We start from the raw sequence: 21,463 nt of genomic DNA, 5'->3' as shown, positions 1-21,463 counted from the left end.
GAGATGTGTATAAGAGACAGGTGTGTCCGGCCCGAAGAGGGAGCGCGCGGGGCGGGGCTCAGGCGACGATCAGATAGATCCCGTACGCGACCGCCGCCGCGCACAGCGCGAAGCAGACGTACGCGCCGGCGCGGGCCAGCAGCAGTGAGCCGCCGGAGCCGCCCTGCGTGGCCGGTTCGGGCTGCTTCGAGAGGCCGACGATGCCCAGGGTGAAGAGGCCGACCAGCGCGACGGTGGCGACGAGGGAGACACCGAAGACGGTGCCGAGGGCTGCCCAGTCGATTTTCATGCGGAATCCTTTAGACAGCGGGCCTGGATGCCGGGCCCGGGCGGACCGGCCTGGAGGGTCGGCCTAGACGGTGGCGGGTCGCGCCGGGTCCGGGGTGGTTCCGGCCGGGGCCGGAATGGTGGTCTTGAGGTCCTGTGCCGCTGCCTGGGCCGCGGTGAGCGGCGGGCTGACGGCGGCGATGGCCGTGGTGACGACGCCCGCGGGTTCGGCGACGCCGTCCGCCGGTGCGACATCGCCGTGGCCGACCGGCTTGCGGCGCGACAGCATCCAGATCGCCCCGGAGCCCACGACCAGCAGCGCCGCGACGACCACGACGCCCCAGGTGCCCTGCTTGGTGAGGAATTCCGCGCCCGCCCCGACCAGGCCCGCGGCCGGCAGGGTCAGACCCCAGGCGACGAACATCCGGGTGGCGGTGGACCAGCGGACCACGCCGCCCTGGCGGCCGAGGCCCGCGCCCATCACGGCGCCGGAGCAGGACTGGGTGGTGGAGAGGGAGAAGCCGAGGTGTGAGGAGGCCAGGATGACCGTGGCCGCACTGGTCTGGGCGGCGAATCCCTGCGGCGGCTTGAGGTCGGTGAGGCCGCTGCCCATGGTGCGGATGATGCGCCAGCCGCCCAGGTAGGTGCCGAGCGCGATGGCCAGACCGGCGGAGACGATCACCCAGACCGGCGGATTGGAGCCAGGGTGCAGGACGCCACCGGTGACGAGCGCCAGGGTGATGATGCCCATGGTCTTCTGCGCGTCGTTGGTGCCGTGGGCGAGGGAGACGAGTCCGGCCGAGGCGATCTGACCGGCGCGATAGCCCTTGGCGGTGGCCTTCTCCTGGGCGTCGTTACGGATCTTCCCGCCGATCCGGTACGTCAGCCTGGTGGCCAGCAGCGCGGCCAGACCGGCGACGATCGGGGCGGCGACCGCGGGGAGCAGCACCTTGGTGACGACGGTGCCGCCGTTGACCGACGACCAGCCAGCCGACATCACCGCCGCGCCGATCAGGCCGCCGAACAGGGCGTGCGAGGAACTGGACGGCAGCCCGACCAGCCAGGTCAGCAGATTCCACAGGATGGCGCCGACGAGTGCCGCGAAGATGACTTCTGTCCGCAACCCGTCCTCGTTGACGATCCCGCCGGAGATCGTCTTGGCGACCTCCACGGACAGGAACGCGCCGACGAGATTGAGAGCGGCGGACATGGCCACCGCTGTCTTCGGTCTGAGTGCGCCGGTCGAGATGGTCGTCGCCATCGCGTTGGCGGTGTCATGGAAACCGTTCGTGAAATCGAACACTAGAGCTGTCACGATCACAATCGCGAGGAGCAGCGTGATGTGTTCCATTTACCCAGGCAATCGTTCGACGTCATTGGCACGTGGACCGTAGGCAACCTGAGTGAACAGAAGATGAACTGGACAGGGCATCGCGGTGACTCCAAACGGAGTCGGGTCGCTCTGTTTGTTCTCCGCTTGCCCTCGGCGGGCGGCATGAGTCTGACGCCGGGCCCCGTGAGGCCCGTTTCAGCCCTTATCGCCGCCATTTACTAACGTTTCCGATTTGTAATGGTGAGGACTTCGGCCGACCGCTTGCCTGTTCGCTCTCAGGGCTGACCCGGGCCTCCGCAGCTGACAGGATCTCCGCATGAGCGATCAGCAGCGGGACGCGATCGAACGGACCTGGGAGGGTGTCGTCGCCACCGCCCGCAGGACGGCGGCGGACGGCCTTGTCGTCGGCACCTCGGGCAACGTGTCGGCCCGGGTCGGCGGGACGGTCCTGGTCACTCCGAGCGGAGTGCCGTACGACCGGCTCGGCCCCAAGGACGTCGTCGGCGTCGATCTGGCAGGCAACCGGATCCTCGGTGAACTTGCCCCGACCAGCGAACTCCCGCTCCATCTCGCGGTCTACCGGAACAGTGACGCGGCCGCCGTCGTGCACACCCACGCGGTGCACGCCACGGCCGTCTCCACCCTGGTCCCCGAGGTCCCCGCGGTCCACTACGCAGCCGCCATGCTCGGCGGCCCCGTCCGGGTCGCGGCCTACGCGCGCTACGGGACTGCGGAACTGGCCGAGAACATGCTCACCGCCCTGCGGGGCCGTACGGGCTGCCTGCTCCAGAACCACGGAACCGTCACTTACGGGGCCGGCCTGGACGAGGCGTACGACAGGACCGCGCAACTGGAATGGCTCTGCCGGCTCTGGCTCACCGCGAGCTCCGTACCCGGACACACCCCGAGCCTGCTCTCCCCGGCCCAGCTGCGCGACGTACAGGAAGCCCTGAAGGGATACGGACAGTCGGGCTGACCCGCTCCCGGCTGTCCGTATCCCCTTTCGGGATCACCTCTGCCGGGACACCGGACGGCCCCCGTCCGCTGGCAGGGTTCGGCACACCACCCGACACTGGAGCCGTGCGCCCGGCAACAGTCACGGCAGCAGCCGTCACCACGATCCTCGGCGTCGGTGCGGCAGCTGTCGCGGCCGGCCGGTACGCCAGCGATGCCGCGCTCAGGGCACCGTCCGGGCGACCGCTCCCCGCCGACCGCAGACTCACCGTGCACGCCACGGCGGCCGGGCAGATCACCCTGACCCGCTCCTTCGCCGCACTGCGGCCCGGCAGGTACGGACTGGTGGGCGACGACGTCCACGCGGTCGTCGGCCCGGTGATCGAACACGCCCATCACGCCCCCGACACCGTCGTCCGCCGACTGGAGCGGGTCAATCGCGGCAACCTGGAACCCGGCGCCAAGGTCCGGATCACCCCGCAACTGCACAGCGGCGATCCCTCCTCGGCCCTCGGCCTCGACCACAGGGAAGTCGAGATCCCCGGCGAACTGGGCGCGCTTCCCGCCTGGTTCCTGCCCGGCGCCCGCGACACCTGGGTCATCACCGTGCACGGACTCGGCACGACCAGGGAACACCCCATGAACGTCATGGAGTTCCTGCACGACCTGCGCCTGCCCGTCCTCGACCTGGCCTACCGCGGCGACGCCGGAGCCCCGCGTCCCCCCGACGGCCTCGCCCACCTCGGCGAATCCGAATGGCGCGACCTGGACGCGGCCGTCCGCTTCGCCGTCCGGTACGGAGCCGACGCGGTCGTCCTGCACGGCTGGTCCACCGGCGCCTCGATGGCGCTGCACGCGGCCGTCAACTCCGCACTGCGCGACCGGATCCGCGGTCTCGTCCTCGACTCCCCGGTCCTGGACTGGGTCACCACGCTGCGCGCCCTGGCCGTCGCCCACGGCGTCCCCACCGCGCTGCTGCCGCTCGCCGTCCGCGCCGCCCAGGGACAGACCGGGCTGCGCGGCGCCCGGCTCCTGGACGGCTCCCTCGCATCGGAGCTGCGCGTCCCGGCCCTGATCTTCCACGGCCCGGACGACACCCTGGCCCCCTGGCAGCCGTCCCGCGATCTCGCCGCCCGCCGCCCGGACCTGGTCGCCCTGCACGCTGTACCGCAGGCTCCGCATGCGGCGATGTGGAATGCCGATCCGGTCCACTACGAAGAGGCCCTGCGCCGCTTCCTCACGCCCCTGATGTGACCCGATGAGGGGGATCGGCCGATTGGTGCCGGACCCCGCCGGGCACCCCCTCCACCGCGAATTCGGGTTCCGTTTGGGCTTTCGGGCCGTCAGAGGCAAGACTGCTCCCCGTGACGTCCCGTACCCCGCGCGACTCCAGGCTGCGACTTGTCCGCCCCCGACCCATCGCCACCGCTCGCAAGGCGGTGACCACCCGCCGCACCAGGCCGGCGCCCCGCCCTCCGGAGGGCACCCCGCCCCGGACGGAACTGGCCCGCCAGGCCAGGACGGTCCTCGCCGACGCCGTACGGATCGCCCACTGGGCAGCCGACGGCGCGTTCCCCGGCGCACCGCCACCGGCCGCCCAGGCTCTCGAACGGGCCGCGACGGCCCTGGAGTTGTCCCCGGCCCAGGTGCGCTCCGGCTGGGACCGGGCCCGCCTGGCCGGTCTCGTCGAACTGCACGGCGGCACCGCACGCCCCGGCTGGCGGCTGCGCGCCTGGGACCGCGACGACTCCGCCGTGCTCCGCGGCTGGGTGGCGCTCTTCGACGCCTGGTCGCTCGTCCACCCCGCACCCGAGGGCATCGAGTCCACCGCGGTCGCCGAGGCCGTCGAGGCCGTGCCCCAGGTGCTTTCCCTCCTCCAGCTCTCGGCCGGCCCGGTCACCGTGCCCGCCCTCCTGGATCTGCTCGGCCAGCGCGTCGCCGAACTCCACGAGGAGCGCTGCGAGGTGCCGTACGGACCACAGCCGCTGCCCGCACCGGCCGAACCCGTCCCCGCCGCACACCCCGCCGCCCTGGTCGCCCTGCTCCTCGACTGGGCCCTGGAGGGACTGGCCGCCGTCGGCGCGCTCACGCTCGGCGCCGGACACGCCACCCTCACCCCGCTCGGCAACTGGGCGGTCTGGGTCAAGCTGGAGCAGATCTGCGTCGCGGCCCAGAGCCCCGCCGGGAACATCGAGCAGTCCGCCGCCGACATGCTGCTCGGCTGCGCCCGGCTCACCCCCGGCCCGGCCCGCGACGAATACCGCGCCTGGCTCGCCGCCCGCCCCGTCGGCAGCGCCGTGGCCGAACTCCTCGCCGTGGCCCGCGGCGAGGACGCACTGCTGCGCGGCCTCGCCTTCGAAGCCCTCCGGGTCGTCGGCGCCCCGGCGGAACCAGAGGTGCGCTCCGTCGTCGCCGACCCCTCGCTGCGCCCCTACGCGCTGCTCTGGCTGGCCGAGTACGACGGAACCGACCCCGAGGACGCCCAGGACGTCCTCAGCCGGGAGGAGGCCACCTGGCTCTGGGTCGACACCGCGGCGGCCGTCGCCGACCACGGCGAGATCGGGCTGCTGGTCCGCCACCTCGACTCGGCCGTCCAGGGCACGGTGCCGGCGCTGTTGGACGAGGTACGGGCCGTCGGTCACCCGCGCACCGTGCAGGTCCTCGTGGCCCTGGCCGCCGCGCACCCGGACCCCGCACTGGCCAAAGCGGTGCGCCGGGCCGCGTTCCAGGTGCACACGGGCGGCGCGTAACGCGCGTACGACCACGCCGGACGGGACCGCCCCGAGCCCGTCCGGCCGCGCGTCCGCCGCTGAGCCGGTCACTCAGGCAGTCGGTCCGCCCGGGCGTCAGCCCGCCGACCCCGGCGCGTACGTCCCGAAGGTCCACACATTGCCCTCCCCGTCCCGGGCCATGAAGTCGCGCGAGCCGTAGTCCTGGTCCGTGGGCGGCATCAGGATCTCCACCCCGTGCTCCACGGCCCGCGCGTGATGCGCATCGACCTCGTCCACCACGACGTAGACACCGGCGGGGCCCGCCCCCTGCATCGCCTTGGCGAAGACGCCCTCGCGGCCCTTGGAACCGAGCATCACCCTGCCGTTGCCGCAGGACAGCTCCGCATGGAGAACCTGGCCGTTCGCGCCCTCGTAGACCGCCTCCTCCTTGAAGCCGAGACCCTCCGTCAGCGTCTTGATCGCGGCCTTCGCGTCGTCGTACAGAATCGTCGGATAGATCGTCGGAACGTCGGCCGGTTCGCCTGCCATGACGCTCACCCCTTCTCGTGCTCCCGGGACCCGTTTCTGTGATCTCTGTGATCTGCGTCTCAGTCTTCCACCCGCCACCGGCAACGGCCCGATCCGGCCCGGCCCGGCACGGAGCGGCGGCGCCCGGCGAGTGCGGGACAAGTGCCGTGGGCGCATGCGGAAAAGCAGTTGCACACCGCCAGTAGAATGAGCCGTATGGCAAATCTCCTTGTGCATGAGTAACGGCGTCGAGTCGAACTCTTAGTCGTCCCGTCCGCAGTCCACCCGCCTTGGAGTTTTACCGTGATCACCGCTTCCGGCATCGAGTTGCGCGCCGGCGCCCGCATCCTCATCGAGTCCGCCTCCTTCCGTATTGCCAAGGGCGACCGCATCGGCCTCGTCGGCCGCAACGGAGCGGGGAAAACCACCCTCACCAAGTGCCTCGCTGGCGAGGGCAACCCGGTCGGCGGCACCATCACCCGCGCCGGCGAGGTCGGCTACCTCCCGCAGGACCCGCGCACCGGCGACCTCGACGTACTCGCCCGCGACCGCATCCTCTCCGCCCGCGGTCTCGACGAGATCCTGCGCAAGATGCGGGAGAACGAGGAGCGGATGGCGAACGGCAAGGGCGCCACCCGCGAGAAGGCGATGAAGAAGTACGAGCGCCTGGAGACGGAGTTCCTCACCAAGGGCGGATACGCCGCCGAGGCCGAGGCCGCCACCATCGCCGCCGCGCTCAGCCTGCCCGACCGGGTGCTCGGACAGCCGCTCCATACGCTCTCCGGCGGTCAGCGCCGCCGCGTCGAGCTGGCCCGCATCCTGTTCTCGGACGCCGACATCCTGCTGCTCGACGAGCCGACGAACCACCTCGACGCCGACTCGATCGTCTGGCTGCGCGACTACCTCAAGACCTACCGCGGCGGCTTCATCGTGATCTCCCACGATGAAGAGCTCGTCGAGACGGTCGTCAACAAGGTCTTCTACCTCGACGCCAACCGCTCGCAGATCGACATCTACAACATGGGCTGGAAGCTCTACCAGCAGCAGCGCGAGGCAGACGAGAAGCGCCGCAAGCGCGAGCGGCAGAACGCCGAGAAGAAGGCCGCGGCCCTCAACTCGCAGGCCGACAAGATGCGCGCCAAGGCCACCAAGACCGTCGCCGCGCAGAACATGGCCAAGCGCGCCGAGCGGCTGCTCTCCGGTCTGGAGGCCGTCCGGGTCTCCGACAAGGTCGCCAAGCTCCGCTTCCCCGAGCCGGCGCCGTGCGGCAAGACCCCCCTGATGGCGGAGGGGCTGTCCAAGTCGTACGGCTCCCTCGAAATCTTCACCGATGTGGACCTCGCCATCGACAAGGGCTCCCGGGTCGTCATCCTCGGTCTCAACGGCGCGGGCAAGACCACCCTGCTGCGGCTCCTCGGCGGCGCCGAGAAGCCCGACACCGGCGAGGTCATCGAGGGCCACGGGCTCAAGCTCGGCTACTACGCCCAGGAGCACGAGACCCTCGACCCGGACCGCACCGTCCTGGAGAACATGCGCTCCGCGGCGCCCGACCTCGATCTCGTCGAGGTCCGCAAGACGCTGGGCTCGTTCCTCTTCTCCGGCGACGACGTCGACAAGCCCGCCGGAGTGCTCTCCGGCGGCGAGAAGACCCGTCTCGCGCTCGCGACCCTCGTGGTCTCCTCCGCCAATGTGCTGCTCCTGGACGAGCCGACGAACAACCTCGACCCGGCGAGCCGCGAGGAGATCCTCGGCGCGCTGCGCACGTACAAGGGTGCCGTCGTCCTCGTCACGCACGACGAGGGAGCGGTCGAGGCCCTCCAGCCGGAGCGCATCATCCTGCTGCCCGACGGTGTCGAGGACCTGTGGGGCGCGGACTACCAGGATCTGGTCGCGCTGGCCTGATCCCGGCCCGCTCACCGTCTGATCCACTCCGTATGGATCATTCGGCCCATGCGTGATCCATCATCTGCGTGAGTACGTCTCGTACCTCGGCGCGGCGCCCGGCAGGATCCCTGCCGGGCGCACCCATGAGGGGCCGCATTCCCCGTGTGGCCCTGACCTGGCGGTTCGTCCCGAGGTTGCCCCCACCCGCCCCCGAAGCCCCGTGGAATCGGGGATTCCGGTTGTGTCGACCCGTTCCCCGGACCGGAATCCGGATGTACGGACCTTGCCGAATGGGTGGCCATGAAGCCCCCGAGGGGTGATCATGAGAGTCCAGAGCGCACTTCCCATGAGGAGGCACGGGTGGCCGAGACTCTGAAGAAGGGCAGCCGGGTTACCGGCGCCGCGCGCGACAAGCTCGCGGCAGACCTGAAGAAGAAGTACGACTCCGGTGCGAGCATCCGGGCGTTGGCCGAAGAGACCGGCCGCTCCTACGGATTCGTCCACCGGATGCTCAGTGAGTCCGGAGTAACGCTGCGTGGACGCGGCGGAGCGACGCGGGGCAAGAAGGCCGCCACGGCCTGACGGCCTTCGGCGGATCGGGGCAGGTCGTCCGGGCCCGCCCCGGGGCTCACCGGTTTCGGCGGTGGCCACCCGGTCGACCAGACTGTCGACCGGGTGGTTACTGTTCAGTCACTTAGTTCGACATGCTGACTGACCGATCCGGAGGCGCTCCATGACCTCGCTCGACTCTGTGCTCGACAAGGACGGCGTACGACTCACCGTCGACGACGTGGTTGCCACGGTGACTCTCACCAATCCGGCCAAGCGCAACGCTCAGTCTCCCGCTCTGTGGCGGGCGTTGACCGAGGCCGGACGGGCACTGCCCGGCAGCGTGCGGGTCGTCGTGCTCCGTGGCGAGGGCAAGTCCTTCTCCGCGGGCCTCGACCGGCAGGCGTTCACCCCCGAGGGGTTCGACGGTGAGCCGTCCTTCCTCGACATGGCGCGCGGCCCGGAGTCCGAGCTCGACACGACCATCGCCGAGTACCAGGAGGCGTTCACCTGGTGGCGCCGCAACGACATCGTGTCGGTCGCGGCCGTCCAGGGGCATGCGATCGGGGCCGGCTTCCAGCTCGCCCTCGCCTGCGATCTGCGCGTCGTCGCCGAGGACGTGCAGTTCGCCATGCGTGAGACCAGCCTCGGCCTGGTCCCCGACCTCACCGGCACCCATCCCCTGGTGAACCTGGTGGGGTACGCCCGCGCGCTCGAAATCTGCGCCACCGGCCGCTTCGTGCACGCCGAGGAGGCCGAGCGCACCGGTCTGGCCAATCTCGTGGTCCCGGCCGATGAACTGGACGCGGCGGCCCGCGACCTGGCCGCCGCACTGCTCGCCGCCCCGCGCGACGCGGTCGTGGAGACCAAGGCGCTGCTGAGCGGTGCTGTCTCCCGTGGTTACGAGGAGCAGCGCATCGCCGAACGCGCCGCGCAGGGCCGCCGTCTGCGCGACCTGGCGGGCATCACCGACTGAGCCGGGGGCGTGAGCGGGACCCGCCCCGGCCGCGGGACCGACCTGATCGCCAAGCGGTCCCGCATCGGCCGCGCCTGGTGAGCCGGCCGCGCCTGGTGGTCGCGACCCGGTCTCGTGCGGCAGTCCCGGCGGGGCAGTCCCGGGCCCGGTGGTCAGTCCCGCTCCACCACTGCCGTGACCAGCACCGTGACCGAGGGATGCCCCTCCACCGCAGCCGCCACCGCGCCCCGCACCGCGCGAGCCACGTCGAGCGCCCGGTGGCCCGAGTCAGTCGCCAGCTCGACCCGTACTCGGCCCGGACCCGTGTGCACCGCGTGGCCCAGCACCCGGGTCAGCGCCACAACACCCGGAACACCCGCGGCAGCGGCCCCCGCCGTCCCCTGGGGCCCAGGGCCTCTCGCTCGGATCGGCTCGCGTGCCCCGGCGCCGCTCCCTGATCCGGCCTGATCCGAACGAATGACCCTCGCCTCGCGCGCCTCGGCCGGTTCCGGAGTCGGCCGTACGGGTGGTGTGTCCAGCAGTTCCGTCACCCGGAGATCCACCTCCTCGACCACCAGGCCCAGCCGCTGCCCGGCGGCCGCCAGCAGCGCCGATCGCAGCTCCGCGGCAGCGGCGGGCAGTGGCAGACCGGACATCGCCGACATGGTCGCCTCCATCCGCAACGGCCCCGGCGGCAGGGCACTCGGCGGTGGCTCCACCTCCGGAGCCGGGGCCCCGTCCGGATCGGCCACCGAGATCCTGAGCTTCCCGAGCACCGGCCCCGGTCCAGGCCCGCCCACCGCGCCGCGCAGTACCGCGACCGCGGCCCGCTCCGAGATCCAGGCCCCGTCCGAGGGACCGCCCAGCGGAAGCAGCCGGCCGAGGCCGAGCCGTTGCCGTACCGCCGCTGTCCATCCGTCGGCCCCGCGCGGACCGTCAGCCGTCGTCATCTCCCCAGCCTGCCGCATCCACGGCGCGAGACGGGGCAAGCGCACTTAGTGTGGGCAAAGAGGTCCAACCTGCCCGAAGGGAAGAGTGGCGATGACCGAGACTCCGCAGCGGAACCGGCCCGAGAGCCCCGACAAGGAAGCGACCCCGATCATCAAGCGCGGTGGGGGAGCCCCCGCCACCCGCGGCCGCACGACCATCGCCGACGGCGTGGTCGAGAAGATCGCGGGAATGGCGGCCCGCGACGTGGTCGGTGTCCATGCGATGGGCAGCGGTCTCTCGCGCACGTTCGGGGCGGTGCGCGACCGGGTCCCCGGCGGTGGCAAGTCCGTCACCCGCGGGGTGAAGGCAGAGGTCGGCGAGTCACAGACCGCACTCGACCTGGAGATCGTCGTCGACTACGGCGTGTCGATCATCGACGTCGCCGGTGACGTACGGGAGAACGTGATCGCGGCGGTCGAGCGGATGACCGGCCTGGAAGTCGTCGAGGTCAATATCGCGGTGAGTGATGTGAAACTGCCCGACGAGCCGGACGACGAGGACCATCCCGAACCACGGCTTCAGTAGGCCTCCGAACCTGAAGGCCTCGGAACCGAGGCAGTTGAGGAGCGCACGATGAACATGGCGGTGGTCGGCATGGTGGCCGGCATGGCGCTCGGATTCGCCGGTTACTTCGGCGGATTCGGGGCTTTTCTCCTGGTGGCCGCGTTGGGGGCGGTCGGCTTCGTCGTCGGCCGGTTCCTGGAAGGTGACCTGGAACCCGGCGACTTCTTCCGGGGTCGCGAACGCGGCGACCGACGGCGGTGACGGCGTTGTCGGTGGTGGGCGGCCCGATCGCCGCCGGTGAGCGCGGGGAGACCCGGATCGCCGACCGGGTGATCGCGAAGATCGCCGCACAGGCGGCGAAGGAGGCGATCGACGAGCCGCCGGAGCACGGCGCCTCGCCGCGCGCCACGGTCACGGTGCAACGTGGCGCCGCCCGGGTACGGGTGAGCCTGGAGCTCGGATACCCCACCGACATCGGCCGCCAGTGCGGCGGGGTGCGTCGGCATGTCGCCGAACGGGTAAGGGCGTTGGCAGGCATGGAAGTGCCCGAGGTTGCCGTACAGGTCGAGCGCCTGCACCCGACGGGAGCGGGCATCGCGGCACAGGGGAGGATCCGATGACCGAGCCCCACGACCCGGAACACCGTGAACAGCGGCTGCCCGCCGCCCGGCCCGTCGAAAAGGGGGACGTGCTCGAACTCGACCAGTCCGCCTCGTCCGCCGCGTACGACCCGGTGCCCGCACAGCAGGGGGGCGGCGACAGGGCGGGCCGGTTCTGGTCCCCGCGCCGCATCCCCGCGGCGGTCCTCGCGCTGGTGATCCTCGGCGGCACCGGCCTCCTCCTCTACGACGTGGCGGCGGTACGGGCCGGCCGGCCGGCGATGCGGTGGCGCCGTGTGCTGGCCGGTGAACTCGCCGAGCGGCCGCTGGACAACCTCTGGGTGCTGGCCGGCGCGGCGGTCGCCGTGGTGATCGGCCTGTGGCTGCTCGTGCTCGCCGTCACCCCCGGACTCCGAGACCTGCTGCCGATGCGCTGCGACCGTCCCGGCGTACGCGCCGGTCTCGACCGCACCGCGGCGGCGCTGGTCCTGCGCGACCGGGCCGTCGAGGTGTCCGGCGTGCAGTCGGTACGGGTCCGGATGGGCCGGGGCAGGGCCGGGGTGCGCGCGGTGTCGCACTTCCGCGAACTCGACGACGTGCGGGCCGATCTGGACACCGTGCTCGCCACCGCCGTCAGGGAACTGGGGCTGGCCAGGCCGCCCAGCCTGTCCGTGCAGGTCCGCCGTCCGGCGAAGAAGGGGTGAGCCCGTTGCTCAGGACCGTCAACCGGGTGCTGCTCGGCCTGGCCGGGCTGGTACTGATCTGCGTCGGCGGCGCGGTGCTCGCCGCGGGACTCGGCCTCTCCGTGCCGTCCTGGTGGCCCTGGTACGGCAAGGGCGATGTGCTCCTCAGTCAGGCCGACCGGGACCGCTGGCGCGGCGAGGGCTGGTGGTGGCCGACGGTGATCGCGGTCCTCGCCGTCGTGGTCGTCCTCGCCCTGTGGTGGCTGCTGGCCCAACTGCGCCGGGCCCGCCTCGCCGAGGTGCTGGTGGACAGCGGCGACGGCGAGGGCGCGCTGCTGCGGGGCCGGGCCCTGGAAGGGGTGCTCGGCCAGGAGGCGGGGGCCTTGGACGGGGTGGCCCGAGCCCAGGTCACGCTGACCGGCCGGCGCAGTGCGCCGCATGCCAGGATCCGCCTGCTGATGGAACCGCACGCGACGCCGGACGAGGCGCTCGGCCGCCTCACCGACGAGGCGCTGGCGCATGCGCGGGATTCGGCGGGGCTGACCGAGCTGCCGGCCGAGGTGCGACTGCGGGCGGTCAAACACCGTGCGGAAAGGGTGAGTTGACGTACCGCCGGACAGGCTTGAACGGCCCGCCCGTCCGACGGTACGGAACGAAGAAGCCGGGCCGCTTCGGAGACCGGTCCGGTTCGGGATGGAACCGGCCCGGGAGTCGGTCCGGCTGGGGATGGAACCGGCCCCGGGAGTCGGTCCGGCTCGGGATGGCACCGGGCCGGTAGTCGGTCCGGTCCGAAGGCGCGGGTTCAGAAGCCGTGCCGGTAGCCGCCGTCGATCGGCAGCATGACGCCCGTCAGATACGACGCCGCCGGCGAGAGCAGGAACGCGGCGGTCCGGCCGAACTCCTCCGGCGTGCCGTACCGCCGCAGCGGGATACGTGCCTCGCCGGCCGCGCGGGAGGCTTCCGCGTCGCCCGAGAGCGTATCCAGCTCACGTACCCGGTCCGTGTCGATCCGGCCCGGCAGCACGCCCACCACCCGGATCCCCCGGGGGCCGAGCTCGTCGGCCAGGGACTTGGCGAAGCCGGCCAGGCCGGGGCGCAGCCCGTTGGAGATCGTGAGCCCGGCGATCGGCTCGTACACGGAGCCGGAGAGCACGAAACCGATGACCCCGCCCTCGCCGAGCGCGGCCGCCGCGGCCCTGGCGAGACGTACCGCACCCAGGAACACCGAATCGAAGGCCGACTGCCACTGCTCGTCGGTGTTGTCGGCGAGGAAGCCGGGCGCCGGCCCGCCGACGCTGATGAGAATGCCGTCGAGCCGCCCGAACCGCTCGTGCGCGCTCTCGACCAGACGCTGAGCGGCGGCGGGGTCGGCATTGTCGGCGGCGAGGCCGACGGCGTCCGGCCCCAGTTCGGCGGCGGCCGCCTCGGCGCGCTTCTCGTCCCGCCCGGTGATGATCACCCGCGCCCCGTCCTCGGCCAGCGCCCGGGCCGAGGCGTTGCCCAGCCCCCGGGTCGCTCCGGTGACGATGTACACGCGGTCCTTCAGTCCAAGATCCATGGGCCCTATCCTGCCGCCTCGGCCTCCAGCGTGTCCTCCCCGGCCAGGGCCATGGCCGTGCCCACCAGTCCGATGTGGCTGAACGCCTGCGGGAAGTTGCCGAGCTGTCGGCGCCCGACGGTGTCGTACTCCTCGGCCAGCAGCCCCACATCGTTACGGAGCGCCAGCAGCTCCTCGAAGAGGTCTCGGGCCGCCTCGGTGCGCCCCGTCAGGTGCAGGGCGTCGGCCAGCCAGAACGAGCACGCCAGAAAGGCGCCTTCGCTGCCGGGCAGCCCGTCGATCGAGTTGCCGTCCGTGCTGTAGCGGCGGACCAGGCAGCCGCTGCCCAGCTCCTCCCGGACCGCGTCGACCGTCCCGATCACCCGGGGGTCGTCCGGCGGCAGGAATCCGGTCCGGGGGATCAGCAGTGTCGCGGCGTCCAGGTTCCGGGAGCCGTAGGACTGCGTGAAGGTGTTCCGTACCGGGTCGTATCCCTTCTCGCACACCTCCCGGTGCACGGCGTCCCGCATCGCCCGCCACCGGTCCGCGTCGCCGGGCAGCGAAGGGTTCTTCTCCAGGGTGCTCACGGCACGGTCGGCGGCGACCCAGGCCATCACCTTGGAGTGCACGAAGTGGCGGCGCTGGCCGCGGATCTCCCACAGTCCCTCGTCCGGCTCGCGCCAGGTGGATTCCAGGAAGCCGAGCAGGCTGAGCTGCACATTCCAGGCGTGCGGCTTGTCGTTCAGGCCCGCCTCCCGCGCGAGCCGCAACGAGTCGATGACCTCCCCGTACACATCGAGCTGACGCTGGCGGACCGCGGCGTTGCCGATCCGGACCGGGCCGGAGCTGTCGTATCCGCGCAGCCACGGCAGCTCCGCCTCGGGCAGCCTGCGCTCGCCCGCCAGGCCGTACATGATCTGCAGATCGGCCGGATTCCCGGCGACGGCCCGCAGCAGCCAGTCCCGCCAGGCGGCCGCCTCCTCCAGATAGCCGGCCGAGATGAGCGCGCCGAGGGTCAGCGTGGAGTCGCGCAGCCAGCAGAAGCGGTAGTCCCAGTTCCGTACGCCGCCGATCTCCTCGGGCAGCGAGGTGGTGGGCGCCGCCACGATGCCGCCGGTCGGGCCGAAGGTGAGCGCCTTCAGCGTGATCAGCGAGCGGATCACCGCCTCCCGGTACGGGCCCCGGTACCTGCACCGGGCGGACCAGGCGGCCCAGTCGGCCAGGGTGTTCGCCAGCGCCTCGAACGGATCGACGAGTTCGGGGCGGGGCGAGTGAGAGGGGTGCCAGGTCAGGACGAACGCCACCTGCTCGCCCGCGGAGACGGTGAACGAGGAGCAGGTGGAGAACTGCTGGCCCCAGGTCTTGACCGGTGGCTCGCTGCGCAGCCAGGCCGAGTCCGGCCCGGCGACCGCCACCCGGTGCCCCTGCGAGCGGCGCATCCACGGCACGATCGAGCCGAAGTCGAAGCGCAGCCGGATCACGGAGCTCATCTCGACCGTGCCGCTGACACCCTCGATGATCCGCATGACATCGGGTTCCCGGTCGCGCTGTGGCATGAAGTCGATGACCTTGACCGTGCCGGTACGGGTCTCCCAGTACGTCTCCAGGACGAGGGAGTCACCCGCATAGTCGCGCCGGGTACAGGCGTCGGCGCCCTTCGGGGCGATCCGCCAGTGGCCGTTGTCCTCGTCGCCGAGCAGGGCGGCGAAACAGGCGCCCGAGTCGAAGCGGGGCAGACAGAGCCAGTCGACAGAACCGTTCCTGCCGACCAGGGCGGCTGTCTGTAGATCACCGATGAGGGCGTAGTCCTCGATGCGTGGGGTCACGTCTGGCGTGTTCCCGAACCTGGGCCTCGTTAAGCAGTCCAGTCCCACGAGAAGCAGGGGTCACCTCGGTACGCCGACACGCCGAGGCCGCCCCGCACCCCGCCGGAGACGGCGTCAGGCCGTCGCGGGCTCCGGCTTCTCCGGCTGTCCCGGCTGCTCCGGCGTCTTCGGCTCGGAAGCGTCCTGTTCCCCGGCGGCGGCCTTGGCCGCGGCCTCGACCCGGTCGCGCTTCTCCCGGCGGGCAAGGACCACGAAGCCCACCGGGACCCCGGCGGCGAACAGCCACCACTGCACGGCGTACGCCATGTGCGGGCCGATCGAGCCGTCGTCGGGGGCGGCAATCAGTTCCGGGGAGTCGCCGGACGGCTCGGGTCCGGTCTGCTCGATGTAGCCGCCGAGCACCGGCCGGGAGAGTCGCTTGGCCTCCTGAGCGCTGTTGATCAGCATTACCTGGCGGTCCGGCAGGTCCGAAATGTCCTTGATGCCGCTGGTGCCGGTCGTCTCGTCGGCCTTGAGCCGCCCGGTCACGGTCACTTCGCCCTTGGGTACGGCCGGTACGTCGGGGAACGCGCGCTGGCTGTCGGCAGAGGGCACCCAGCCGCGGTTGACCAGGACCGTGCCGCCGCCCTTGAGGTCGAGCGGGATCAGTACATGGACGCCGATCCGGCCGTCGGTGGAGGTCCTGCGGCGTACGACCACCTCGTGCGCGGTGTCGTACGTACCCGTGGCCGTCACCGCGCGCCAGTAATCGGAGCGCGGGACCGTGTGGCCCGGCGAGGTGAGCGAGGCGACCGGAACCGGTTTCGCCTTGAGGTTGCGGGAGATCAGGGAGTTCTGCGCGACCTTGTGCTCATGCCGGTGCAGCTGCCAGAAGCCCAGCTCGACCATCGTGGGAATCAGTACGAGGGAGAGGAGGGCGAGGATCAGCCACTGCCGGGTCAACAGGAAGCGGTACACCCCATGACGGTACAACTGCGTCATGGGGTGCATCGCGGAGGGGTGGGGGAAGGGGACGCGGCGGCGGCCGGTACTCAGACTTTGTCGATGATGCCCACCTTCCCCTCGGCGCGGGCGCAGTGACCGCCGCAGAACCAGTGACCGTCGACCTCGACGCCCTGGCCGATGATCTGGACCCGGCAGTGCTCGCAGATGGGCGCCATGCGGTGAATGGCGCAGGAGAAGCAGTCGAAGACGTGCACCGCGCCCTGCGCGTGCACCTCGAAGGACATGCCGTAGTCGTTTCCGCAAACCTCGCAACGTGCCATGCGCCACAGGGTGGGACGCCGGAGCGGCGGCGGGCGAGCGGCGGCCGGGCGAGTCGCCCCCGGTTCACTCCGATGACCGCGCGGCCGGCTGCGCCGCCGCCGGTGCCACATCGCGCAACAAATGGGTGAACGCACTCTCGTCCAGGATCGGTGTCCCGAACGACTTCGCCTTCACCGTCTTCGACGTCGCCGCGTCCGGATCATTGGTGACGAGCAGGCTGGTCAGCCGGGACACGCTGGTCGCCACGTGCAGCCCGGCCTCCAGGGCCCGGTCCTCCAGCAGCTCGCGGTCGATGGAAGTGTCCCCGGAGAACGCCACCCGCATGCCCTGCATGAGAGGTTTGTCCTTCTCGTACCGCCCGGGGTTCGGATATGGGCAGGCCGGACGCTTGCGCGAGGGACGCCAGCTGCCCTGACCGTACGAGGGTTGGTAGCCGATCCGCGGGGTGACCGGGGAGTCCGACCACTCGGTCAGCGGCCGGCACTCCAGCAGCGGCAGCCGCACCCCGCCCCGCGCCGCCGCGTGCAGACTCGGCCGGAACGCCTCGGCCAGCACCCGGGCGTCGTCCAGCGCGTGGTGGGCGCGCTGCTGCACGACTCCGAAGTGCGCGGCCAGCGACTCCAGCTTGTGGTTGGGCAGCGGCAGCCGCAGCTCCTTGGAGAGTGCGATGGTGCACAGCCGCTGCTCGACGGGGGCGGTGACCGAGGCCCGTGCGTACTCCCGGGCCAGCATCGACCAGTCGAAGGCCGCGTTGTGCGCGACGAGCACGCGGTCCGCGAGCCGCTCGGACAGTTGGGCGGCGACCTCCGGGAAGAGCGGAGCGCCGTCCAGGACCTCGCTGGTCAGCCCGTGGATCCAGACCGGACCGGGATCACGCTGCGGATTGACGAGGGTGTACCAGTGGTCCTCGACATTGCCCTGCGCGTCCAGGCGGTAGACGGCCGCGGACACTATCCGGTCGTCCCGTGCGAGTCCGGTGGTCTCCACGTCGACGACCGCGTACCCCTGCGGGTAGGCGGTCGGCCATGGTGCTGCGGTCTGGCGGTCGTCGAGCATGGTCACAGAGAATACGGGCCGCCGCCGACAGTCTCCTATTCGGCCGTCTCCCGCCCGGGTGTCCGTGGAACGGGACCGGCCAGCAGACCCTCCACCAGGGCCCGCACGGAGTCCGCGAACAGCCGGTCCGGATCGGCGGGCCGGGCCAGCGCGCGGGCCAGTGCCGGGTCGCCGTCCGCGGTGGACGCGGCCCACAGATCGCCCTCGCCGGGGGACTGGACGGGGGACCGCTCCCGATTGCGTTCGACGAGCAGGAAGCCGACGGTCTGGAACTGCACCGCCCGCACAGCTGCCGCGGCCCGCGCCCCGCGCAGCCCCGCGGCGTGCACCTCGTGGACGAGGGCCCGCTGTGCTGGGAGGAACATCCGCTCGGTGAGCCCCCGTTCGTGGACCATCGCGATCAGATGCGGCCGGGCCCGCAGTTCGCGGCGCAGCCCGCGGGCGACGGAGACGATCCGGGCCGCCGGGGTCCGGCCGGCCGGGCGGAGGGTGCCCATCTCCCGCACGGTGCGCTCGACGAGGGCGTCCAGCAGCGATTCGCGATTGCCGACGTGCCAGTAGATCGACGTGACCGCGGTGCCCAGTTCGGCGGCGAGTCCGCGCATGGTGAGGGCCTGCGGGCCGTGCCGCTTCACCAGGACGGTGGCGGTGTCCAGTACCTCTTCGCGGGTCAGCGACGATCGGGCCACAGTGCTCCCAGCTCTTCGAACTCCGTTACGTGCACGCCTATTCACCCTTCATTCGCATGGGTGTAACTGTGTTACAGAACCCGGGCATCGGACAACCGAGAAGGGTGGTACGTCCATGGCACGTGTACGGTACGGCGCGCGCACCGGGGCCGAGTTCGCGGCGGCCCGCGCGGCCCGCTCCACGCTCCCCGACATCTGGTCCACCGGCGTGGTGGCCCTCTGGGAGAGCGACCCCGACGCGGTGGCGGCCGTCCTGCCGCCGCCCCTCGAACCCGCACAACGCCCGCTCGTCCGGGCCAACATCAGCACGGTGGAACTCCCCGGCTACCCGCTCGGTGCCGGCTCCGTCGCGGTCGCCGCCGTCCACGACGGGCACGAGGGCTGGTATCCGCTCGTCATGCCGATGACCCATGAACGGGCGCTGATCGGCGGTCGCGAGGTGTTCGGCGAACCGAAGAAGCTCGGCGAGGTGACCGTCGAACGCGACGGTCTCGTCGTCCGGGCCGCGCTGGCCCGGCACGGCATCGCGTTCGTCGAGGTGCGCGGCGCGGTGAGCGGACCGCTCCCGCTGCCCGAACCGGCCGACAAGCTCGACTTCTACTTCAAGTTCCTGCCCGCCGTGGACGGCGAGGGCTTCGACTCCGACCCGGTGCTGATCCACTGCACCCGCCACGAGAAGGTCCGCCGGCTGGAACGCGTCGCGGGCGACGTGCTGCTGCGCGAGTCGGTGTACGACCCGGTCGCCGACCTCCCCGTACGCCGGCTCGTCGACCTCACCATCGGCGAGAAGACCAGCGATCAGCGGGGCAGGGCCGTGGAGCGGGTGAGCGCCGAGGCGCTGCTGCCGTACATCCACCAGCGCTACGACGACCCGCAGCAGATCCATGACGGCCCGCCGGAGGGGAGCGTCCGATGAGGCTGGAGGAGGGGCAGGTCGCCGTCGTCACCGGCGCGGCGAGCGGCATCGGCCTCGCGATGGCGCACAGGTTCGCGGCCGAGGGGCTGAAGGTCGTCCTCGCCGATGTGGAGGAGGGCGCGCTCGACAAGGCGGCGGGCGGATTGCGCGAGGACGGTGCGCGGGTGCTGGCGCACGTCGTCGACGTGAGTGAACGCGACTCCGTACGGGCCCTGGCCGAAGCCGCGTACGACACCTTCGGCGCCGTGCATGTGCTGTGCAACAACGCCGGTGTCGGCTCCGGGGCCGAGGGCCGCATGTGGGAGCACGAGCCGAACGACTGGCAGTGGGCCTTCGCCGTCAATGTGTGGGGCGTCTTCCACGGCATCCAGGCGTTCGTGCCGCGCATGATCGCGGACGGCGGCCCCGGCCATGTCGTCAACACCTCGTCCGGCGACGGCGGGATCGCCCCGCTGCCGACCGCCTCCGTGTACGCGGTCACCAAGGCAGCCGTCGTCACGATGACCGAGTCCCTGTACGCGCACCTGAAGGCCGAGCGCGCGGCGGTCGGCGCCTCCGTCCTCTTCCCCGGGCCGCACATGCTCCGTACCGGACTGTGGGAGTCGCACCGCAACCGACCCGCGCGGTACGCCAAGGAGCGACCGCGCAGGACCCCGTACCGCAGCCTCGACCAGTGGGAGTCCGCCATGCGGGCGGCGGGCCACGAGGTGGAGTTCACCCCCGTGGAGGAGGTCGCCGAGACCGTCGTCGCCGGGATACGCGCCGACCGCTTCTGGATGCTGCCGGAGAGCGAGCACAGCGACCGCCAGATCCGTGCCAGGTCGCAGTCGATGCTCGACCGGGCCGAACCGTCGTACCTGGAGAGCTTCATACTCGACTGAGGAGCGAGCGATGACCGACGCCCCGTACCTGATCATCTCCTCCGACTGCCACGCCGGGCTGCCCACCGAGGAGTACCGGCCCTATCTCGACGCCCGCTTCCACCGGGAGTTCGACGAGTTCCTCGCCGGACGCGACCGCCGCCGTGCGGAGATGACCCGACTCGGCGTGCGCAACGAGGCCTTCGCCGACAAGTGGTTCCACGACAACGAGGAGGGCCTGAAAGGCGGTTGGGACGCGGCACAGCGTCTCAAGGAGCTCGATGGTGACGGGGTGGCGGCCGAGGTCGTCTTCCCCGACGCGGACGCCGTCGACAGCCGGACCGCCGCCCCCTTCGGCGTGGGCCTCGGGCTCTCCGGCGACCAGGACCCGGAACTGGGCATGGCCGGCGCGCAGGCCCACAACCGCTGGCTCGCCGACTTCGTCGCGCAGAACCCCGAACGCCACTGCGGGGTTGCCCTGTTGCCGGTCACCGGCGAGGTCGACCGGGTCGTCGCGGAGATCCACCGGGCGAAGGAGTCCGGACTCGGCGCGCTGATGATTCCCTCCATGTGGGTGGACAAGGCCCCGTACCACGACCGCCGCTACGACCCCGTGTGGGCGGCCGCCGCGGAGACAGCCATGCCGGTCGTCACCCACTCCGGTGCGGCCCCGCGCCACGAGTACGGCGACCACCTCGGGATCTACGTCTCCGAGGTCACCTGGTGGCCGTCCCGGCCGCTCTGGTTCCTGCTCTGGTCGGGCGCGTTCGAACGCCACCCCGGGCTGAGGTTCGGCGTCGCCGAGTCCGGCTGCTGGTGGCTGCCGAACCTCCTCTGGTTCATGGACCGGCTCTACCTCGGCGCCCACGGCGGAAAGAAACTCTCCCCCTTCGCCGAACTGAAACGCCCTCCGCACGAGTACCTCGACCGCCAGGTCTTCATCTGCGCCACCAACACCAAACGCCGCGAACTCGCTCAGCGGTACGAGATCGGCGTCGACAACATCCTGTGGGGCAGCGACTTCCCGCACCCCGAAGGCACCTGGCCGAACACCGCGAACTGGCTGCGCGACACCTTCCACGACATCCCGGTGGCCGAGACCCGCCGGATGCTGGGCCTCGCCGCCGCTGACGTCTTCGGCTTCGACACGGCGAAGCTCGCCCCGATCGCCGAACGCATCGGGCCGACACCGCAGGACCTGGGCCAGAGTGCCGACCAGACGGCGGTCGAGGCGTCCTGGGCCAGGTCGCGCGACGTGGGCCGGCACTGGCTGACCGGCCACGACTTCCCGGTCCTGGGAGCCTCGTGATGAACCCGCACATGGACCGCGACACGGACCGGCACGCGGAGGGCGAC

The 21,463-nt window shown here is 71.5% G+C and carries 24 protein-coding genes; 14 read left to right on the top strand and 10 right to left on the bottom strand.

Features of this window, described 5'->3' with window-relative positions:
- Positions 1-58: 58 nt before the first annotated feature.
- Positions 59-289: a hypothetical protein gene (locus ACFU8Q_RS12485; protein ID WP_266745434.1), complete on the bottom strand. Its 231-nt coding sequence runs from the start codon at positions 287-289 to the stop codon at positions 59-61.
- A 63-nt stretch (positions 290-352) separates the two neighbouring features.
- Positions 353-1,618, bottom strand: coding sequence for an anion permease (locus ACFU8Q_RS12480; protein ID WP_384451699.1), 1,266 nt, complete (start codon positions 1,616-1,618; stop codon positions 353-355).
- A 298-nt stretch (positions 1,619-1,916) separates the two neighbouring features.
- Between ACFU8Q_RS12480 and ACFU8Q_RS12475 the strand changes: the two genes are divergently transcribed.
- The 3 genes from ACFU8Q_RS12475 to ACFU8Q_RS12465 all read left to right on the top strand — a co-directional run bounded on the left by ACFU8Q_RS12475 (position 1,917) and on the right by ACFU8Q_RS12465 (position 5,304).
- Positions 1,917-2,576, top strand: coding sequence for a class II aldolase/adducin family protein (locus tag ACFU8Q_RS12475; RefSeq protein WP_384451697.1), 660 nt, complete (start codon positions 1,917-1,919; stop codon positions 2,574-2,576).
- Between the two features lie 104 nt (positions 2,577-2,680).
- A complete protein-coding gene (locus ACFU8Q_RS12470) occupies positions 2,681-3,808 on the top strand; it encodes an alpha/beta hydrolase (RefSeq protein ID WP_384451695.1) in 1,128 nt (375 codons plus the stop codon).
- A gap of 185 nt (positions 3,809-3,993) precedes the next feature.
- Complete coding sequence (locus ACFU8Q_RS12465) at positions 3,994-5,304, top strand: hypothetical protein (protein ID WP_384451715.1); 1,311 nt, start codon at positions 3,994-3,996, stop codon at positions 5,302-5,304.
- Positions 5,305-5,400: 96 nt separating this feature from the next.
- On the opposite strand, the gene ACFU8Q_RS12460 is transcribed toward ACFU8Q_RS12465, so the two are convergent.
- Complete coding sequence (locus ACFU8Q_RS12460; protein ID WP_384451692.1) at positions 5,401-5,814, bottom strand: VOC family protein; 414 nt, start codon at positions 5,812-5,814, stop codon at positions 5,401-5,403.
- Between the two features lie 282 nt (positions 5,815-6,096).
- On the opposite strand from ACFU8Q_RS12460, the gene ACFU8Q_RS12455 reads away from it, so the two are divergent.
- From ACFU8Q_RS12455 to ACFU8Q_RS12445, 3 genes are all read left to right on the top strand, one after another.
- Positions 6,097-7,695: an ABC-F family ATP-binding cassette domain-containing protein gene (locus tag ACFU8Q_RS12455; protein WP_384451689.1), complete on the top strand. Its 1,599-nt coding sequence runs from the start codon at positions 6,097-6,099 to the stop codon at positions 7,693-7,695.
- Positions 7,696-8,037: 342 nt separating this feature from the next.
- Positions 8,038-8,259, top strand: a complete 222-nt coding sequence (locus tag ACFU8Q_RS12450) for a helix-turn-helix domain-containing protein (protein ID WP_018518904.1) — start codon at positions 8,038-8,040, stop codon at positions 8,257-8,259.
- Between the two features lie 151 nt (positions 8,260-8,410).
- Positions 8,411-9,202 (top strand): enoyl-CoA hydratase/isomerase family protein, encoded by a 792-nt coding sequence (locus tag ACFU8Q_RS12445; RefSeq protein WP_384451687.1) that lies wholly within the window; start codon positions 8,411-8,413, stop codon positions 9,200-9,202.
- Positions 9,203-9,354: 152 nt separating this feature from the next.
- On the opposite strand, the gene ACFU8Q_RS12440 is transcribed toward ACFU8Q_RS12445, so the two are convergent.
- The gene (locus ACFU8Q_RS12440; protein WP_384451685.1) at positions 9,355-10,131 is read right to left on the bottom strand and encodes a hypothetical protein; all 777 of its coding nucleotides are present in this window, start codon (positions 10,129-10,131) and stop codon (positions 9,355-9,357) included.
- Positions 10,132-10,222: 91 nt separating this feature from the next.
- Here ACFU8Q_RS12440 and ACFU8Q_RS12435 point away from each other — a divergent pair, with 91 nt between their 5' ends.
- Genes ACFU8Q_RS12435 through amaP form a run of 5 tightly spaced genes read left to right on the top strand, consistent with a single transcriptional unit; the run spans position 10,223 to position 12,562 of the window.
- Positions 10,223-10,696, top strand: coding sequence for an Asp23/Gls24 family envelope stress response protein (locus ACFU8Q_RS12435; protein ID WP_384451682.1), 474 nt, complete (start codon positions 10,223-10,225; stop codon positions 10,694-10,696).
- A gap of 48 nt (positions 10,697-10,744) precedes the next feature.
- Positions 10,745-10,936, top strand: coding sequence for a hypothetical protein (locus ACFU8Q_RS12430; RefSeq protein ID WP_266745425.1), 192 nt, complete (start codon positions 10,745-10,747; stop codon positions 10,934-10,936).
- Complete coding sequence (locus tag ACFU8Q_RS12425; RefSeq protein ID WP_384451679.1) at positions 10,933-11,295, top strand: hypothetical protein; 363 nt, start codon at positions 10,933-10,935, stop codon at positions 11,293-11,295. Before ACFU8Q_RS12430 ends, ACFU8Q_RS12425 begins: the two co-directional genes overlap by 4 nt.
- Positions 11,292-11,978 carry a DUF6286 domain-containing protein gene (locus ACFU8Q_RS12420; protein WP_384451677.1) on the top strand — a complete coding sequence of 229 codons (687 nt, stop codon included), beginning with the start codon at positions 11,292-11,294 and terminating at the stop codon, positions 11,976-11,978. Before ACFU8Q_RS12425 ends, ACFU8Q_RS12420 begins: the two co-directional genes overlap by 4 nt.
- 5 nt (positions 11,979-11,983) lie before the next feature.
- A complete protein-coding gene (amaP, locus tag ACFU8Q_RS12415) occupies positions 11,984-12,562 on the top strand; it encodes an alkaline shock response membrane anchor protein AmaP (protein ID WP_384451713.1) in 579 nt (192 codons plus the stop codon).
- 197 nt (positions 12,563-12,759) lie between these two features.
- Here the strand turns inward: amaP and ACFU8Q_RS12410 are convergent, their stop codons facing one another.
- The 6 genes from ACFU8Q_RS12410 to ACFU8Q_RS12385 form a co-directional block, all read right to left on the bottom strand.
- Complete coding sequence (locus ACFU8Q_RS12410; RefSeq protein ID WP_384451675.1) at positions 12,760-13,515, bottom strand: SDR family oxidoreductase; 756 nt, start codon at positions 13,513-13,515, stop codon at positions 12,760-12,762.
- A gap of 5 nt (positions 13,516-13,520) precedes the next feature.
- Complete coding sequence (locus ACFU8Q_RS12405) at positions 13,521-15,320, bottom strand: glycoside hydrolase family 15 protein (protein ID WP_384451672.1); 1,800 nt, start codon at positions 15,318-15,320, stop codon at positions 13,521-13,523.
- Between the two features lie 114 nt (positions 15,321-15,434).
- Positions 15,435-16,277: an SURF1 family protein gene (locus ACFU8Q_RS12400; protein ID WP_384451710.1), complete on the bottom strand. Its 843-nt coding sequence runs from the start codon at positions 16,275-16,277 to the stop codon at positions 15,435-15,437.
- A 74-nt stretch (positions 16,278-16,351) separates the two neighbouring features.
- A complete protein-coding gene (locus ACFU8Q_RS12395; protein WP_072482991.1) occupies positions 16,352-16,585 on the bottom strand; it encodes a hypothetical protein in 234 nt (77 codons plus the stop codon).
- 64 nt (positions 16,586-16,649) lie between these two features.
- Positions 16,650-17,648 carry a DEDDh family exonuclease gene (locus ACFU8Q_RS12390; RefSeq protein WP_384451670.1) on the bottom strand — a complete coding sequence of 333 codons (999 nt, stop codon included), beginning with the start codon at positions 17,646-17,648 and terminating at the stop codon, positions 16,650-16,652.
- 29 nt (positions 17,649-17,677) lie between these two features.
- Positions 17,678-18,331: a TetR/AcrR family transcriptional regulator gene (locus ACFU8Q_RS12385; protein WP_384451667.1), complete on the bottom strand. Its 654-nt coding sequence runs from the start codon at positions 18,329-18,331 to the stop codon at positions 17,678-17,680.
- 115 nt (positions 18,332-18,446) lie between these two features.
- On the opposite strand from ACFU8Q_RS12385, the gene ACFU8Q_RS12380 reads away from it, so the two are divergent.
- From ACFU8Q_RS12380 to ACFU8Q_RS12370, 3 genes are read left to right on the top strand one after another with little or no spacing between them, the layout of a single operon-like run.
- The gene (locus ACFU8Q_RS12380) at positions 18,447-19,247 is read left to right on the top strand and encodes an acetoacetate decarboxylase family protein (RefSeq protein WP_384451660.1); all 801 of its coding nucleotides are present in this window, start codon (positions 18,447-18,449) and stop codon (positions 19,245-19,247) included.
- Positions 19,244-20,128, top strand: a complete 885-nt coding sequence (locus tag ACFU8Q_RS12375; protein ID WP_384451657.1) for an SDR family NAD(P)-dependent oxidoreductase — start codon at positions 19,244-19,246, stop codon at positions 20,126-20,128. Before ACFU8Q_RS12380 ends, ACFU8Q_RS12375 begins: the two co-directional genes overlap by 4 nt.
- Before the next feature lie 10 nt (positions 20,129-20,138).
- Positions 20,139-21,416 (top strand): amidohydrolase family protein, encoded by a 1,278-nt coding sequence (locus ACFU8Q_RS12370; protein ID WP_384451654.1) that lies wholly within the window; start codon positions 20,139-20,141, stop codon positions 21,414-21,416.
- Positions 21,417-21,463: the final 47 nt, after the last annotated feature.

It is taken from the genome of Streptomyces sp. NPDC057543, assembly GCF_042801895.1.
Classification (GTDB): domain Bacteria; phylum Actinomycetota; class Actinomycetes; order Streptomycetales; family Streptomycetaceae; genus Streptomyces.
The sequence above is the reverse complement of the archived record's forward strand: the minus strand, read 5'-3'. Positions and strand labels throughout refer to the sequence as shown.

What these genes read in the sequence shown, in the direction of transcription:
- ACFU8Q_RS12485 (WP_266745434.1), bottom strand. Translation starts at nt 289, where the DNA reads ATGAAAATCGACTGGGCAGCCCTCGGCACCGTCTTCGGTGTCTCCCTC.
- ACFU8Q_RS12480 (WP_384451699.1), bottom strand. Translation starts at nt 1,618, where the DNA reads ATGGAACACATCACGCTGCTCCTCGCGATTGTGATCGTGACAGCTCTA.
- ACFU8Q_RS12475 (WP_384451697.1), top strand. Translation starts at nt 1,917, where the DNA reads ATGAGCGATCAGCAGCGGGACGCGATCGAACGGACCTGGGAGGGTGTC.
- ACFU8Q_RS12460 (WP_384451692.1), bottom strand. Translation starts at nt 5,814, where the DNA reads ATGGCAGGCGAACCGGCCGACGTTCCGACGATCTATCCGACGATTCTG.
- ACFU8Q_RS12445 (WP_384451687.1), top strand. Translation starts at nt 8,411, where the DNA reads ATGACCTCGCTCGACTCTGTGCTCGACAAGGACGGCGTACGACTCACC.
- ACFU8Q_RS12440 (WP_384451685.1), bottom strand. Translation starts at nt 10,131, where the DNA reads ATGACGACGGCTGACGGTCCGCGCGGGGCCGACGGATGGACAGCGGCG.
- ACFU8Q_RS12435 (WP_384451682.1), top strand. Translation starts at nt 10,223, where the DNA reads ATGACCGAGACTCCGCAGCGGAACCGGCCCGAGAGCCCCGACAAGGAA.
- ACFU8Q_RS12430 (WP_266745425.1), top strand. Translation starts at nt 10,745, where the DNA reads ATGAACATGGCGGTGGTCGGCATGGTGGCCGGCATGGCGCTCGGATTC.
- ACFU8Q_RS12420 (WP_384451677.1), top strand. Translation starts at nt 11,292, where the DNA reads ATGACCGAGCCCCACGACCCGGAACACCGTGAACAGCGGCTGCCCGCC.
- ACFU8Q_RS12410 (WP_384451675.1), bottom strand. Translation starts at nt 13,515, where the DNA reads ATGGATCTTGGACTGAAGGACCGCGTGTACATCGTCACCGGAGCGACC.
- ACFU8Q_RS12395 (WP_072482991.1), bottom strand. Translation starts at nt 16,585, where the DNA reads ATGGCACGTTGCGAGGTTTGCGGAAACGACTACGGCATGTCCTTCGAG.
- ACFU8Q_RS12380 (WP_384451660.1), top strand. Translation starts at nt 18,447, where the DNA reads ATGGCACGTGTACGGTACGGCGCGCGCACCGGGGCCGAGTTCGCGGCG.
- ACFU8Q_RS12375 (WP_384451657.1), top strand. Translation starts at nt 19,244, where the DNA reads ATGAGGCTGGAGGAGGGGCAGGTCGCCGTCGTCACCGGCGCGGCGAGC.
- ACFU8Q_RS12370 (WP_384451654.1), top strand. Translation starts at nt 20,139, where the DNA reads ATGACCGACGCCCCGTACCTGATCATCTCCTCCGACTGCCACGCCGGG.